The 2933-nt window shown below is 43.7% G+C and carries 1 rRNA gene; it reads left to right on the top strand.

The window, feature by feature from the left end:
- Positions 1–2102 (top strand): 23S ribosomal RNA (locus tag ACJ5GX_RS01240); the annotation flags it as partial.
- Positions 2103–2933: the final 831 nt, after the last annotated feature.

Here is a 2933-nt window from a genome sequence, read left to right as displayed (position 1 = left end):
AATTGCCACGTGTCGTTTTTTTAAAAACTTCTGACTCAAGTAAGTCATCTTTTTTACACATATTTTGCTTAATCAAACGCTGATATTTTTGTTCATCAAATTTTTTTGTTAAATCTTGTGTAGACTTAATATCTTTCATATCAGATTCAATCCACAATCCATCGCTAATCAGCATAATTCGAGAAACAACAAAGTCACGTTCTGATTGATCGATCTATCCATGAGCAGGTTGAAGGTTGGGTAACACTAACTGGAGGACCGAACCCACTGTCGTTGAAAAGCCAGGGGATGACTTGTGGATAGGGGTGAAAGGCTAATCAAACTCGGTGATAGCTGGTTCTCCCCGAAAGCTATTTAGGTAGCGCCTCGGACGAATACCATAGGGGGTAGAGCACTGTTTCGGCTAGGGGGTCATCCCGACTTACCAAACCGATGCAAACTCCGAATACCTATGAGTACTATCCGGGAGACAGACTGCGGGTGCTAACGTCCGTAGTCAAGAGGAAAACAATCCAGACCGCCAGCTAAGGCCCCAAAATTATAGTTAAGTGGGAAACGATGTGGGAAGGCATAGACAGCTAGGAGGTTGGCTTAGAAGCAGCCACCCTTTAAAGAAAGCGTAATAGCTCACTAGTCGAGTCGGCCTGCGCGGAAGATGTAACGGGGCTAAAACTATATGCCGAAGCTGCGGATGTATACATTGTATACGTGGTAGGGGAGCGTTCTGTAAGCCGATGAAGGTGTGTTGAGAAGCATGCTGGAGGTATCAGAAGTGCGAATGCTGACGTGAGTAACGACAAAACGGGTGAAAAACCCGTTCGCTGAAAGACCAAGGGTTCCAGTCCAACGTTAATCGGGGCTGGGTGAGTCGACCCCTAAGGCGAGGCCGAGAGGCGTAGTCGATGGGAAATTGGTTAATATTCCAATACTTCTGTGTAATGCGATGAGAGGACGGAGAAAGTTAAGTCAGCCTGGCGTTGGTTGTCCAGGTGAAAGGAAGTAGGCATGCATCTTAGGCAAATCCGGGGTGCTCTATGCTGAGAACTGATAGCAAGCGAGTTTACTCGTGAAGTGGCTGATACTATGCTTCCAGGAAAAGTCTCTAAGCTTCAGTTACACAGGAATCGTACCCGAAACCGACACAGGTGGTCAGGTCGAGTAGACCAAAGCGCTTGAGAGAACTCTGCTGAAGGAACTAGGCAAAATGGTACCGTAACTTCGGGAGAAGGTACGCTGCTGACGGTGATAGGACTTGCTCCTTGAGCTATTGGCAGCCACAGAAACCAGGCCCCTGCAACTGTTTATTAAAAACATAGCACTCTGCAAACACGAAAGTGGACGTATAGGGTGTGATGCCTGCCCGGTGCTGGAAGGTTAATTGATGGGGTTAGCGTAAGCGAAGCTCTTGATCGAAGCCCCAGTAAACGGCGGCCGTAACTATAACGGTCCTAAGGTAGCGAAATTCCTTGTCGGGTAAGTTCCGACCTGCACGAATGGCATAATGATGGGGGCGCTGTCTCCAGCAGAGGCTCAGTGAAATCGAAATCGCCGTGAAGATGCGGTGTACCCGCGGCTAGACGGAAAGACCCCGTGAACCTTTACTGCAGCTTGACATTGAACTTTGACCTTACTTGTGTAGGATAGGTGGGAGGCTTAGAAGTAGCGACGCCAGTTGCTATGGAGCCATCCTTGAAATACCACCCTGGTAATATTGAGGTTCTAACTCTGTCCCGTTATCCGGGACGAGGACCATGTCTGGTGGGTAGTTTGACTGGGGCGGTCTCCTCCTAAAGAGTAACGGAGGAGTACGAAGGTGCGCTCAGCGTGGTCGGAAATCACGCGTAGAGTATAAAGGCAAAAGCGCGCTTAACTGCGAGACCCACAAGTCGAGCAGGTACGAAAGTAGGTCTTAGTGATCGATCATTTCAACAGACTACGGAAGGAACCCTATTTATGGGCGTCAGTAAATGAAGCAGATAAATCTTAATTTAAATGTAATTTTTTGTCTTCTAAATGAATTTTGATTGCATTTTGATGTATATTATTTGAATTTTTCCCCATATAACATGAATAATCAATAATCATACGGATGCCTAGACATTATTTCTTTATAAATAATTCTGTACCTACCTAACTATGACTGATTTAAAAACTTTACGTAGTAGCACTACGTAAAGTTTTACATGGTTTACATGTCTAAAAAACATAAACATTGAATAGCTATATCATATAACATTAAAAAAGACAACCTTTCAATGTAACAAATAGTTCAATTATTAGCACGTTTACCCTACGCCTATACTGTCTTACGCGGGAGCCTGACACGCTGCGTTTGCTACTTGCCCGTGCGGGGGGTACACCCCGCGCCTGCTCCGCCCGCGCGGCTGCTTCACCCCCTTGAAAACACGGCAACCTCGGCCAGATTTCGCCTTAAAGGACCGAAACTCGTTAACCACTGAACAAATTCGAATGGGAATTGTATCAGAATAATCCTTACCTTATCCCGAGTGTCATAGGCTAGGCTTTATCTCAGAAATCAGTCGCGTTTTTAAATTTTTAAATTTATTATTCTTCCACTCATTTTAAGTATTAGACTGGGTCTATCGCGATAGTATTTAGGTAAATATTAGTAATTTACCTGTGTCCCGTCCCGACCCGGTCTAATACTTAAAATGAGTGAAAGTGATCGCGAGTGCTTGAAAAGTTTTATTATTCTTGTTATATCTTGTATAAAATGTATAGCTACCTGGTACATAACTTCATTATAAATTTTTGTTAAGCTTCGTAAGCTACAATCAATCTATCATTTATTGCCATAAGAAAGTTATTTTGACAGTTCTGAATAAAGAATCTTTAGATAAATAAGAAAGCGTAAGTGAATTTGCTTGAATACATTGTTAAATTGACAAAGAAATTATTCCATTTAATCTTGA

The sequence above is a fragment of the Wolbachia endosymbiont of Tuta absoluta genome (assembly GCF_059414725.1).
The sequence above is the reverse complement of the archived record's forward strand: the minus strand, read 5'-3'. Positions and strand labels throughout refer to the sequence as shown.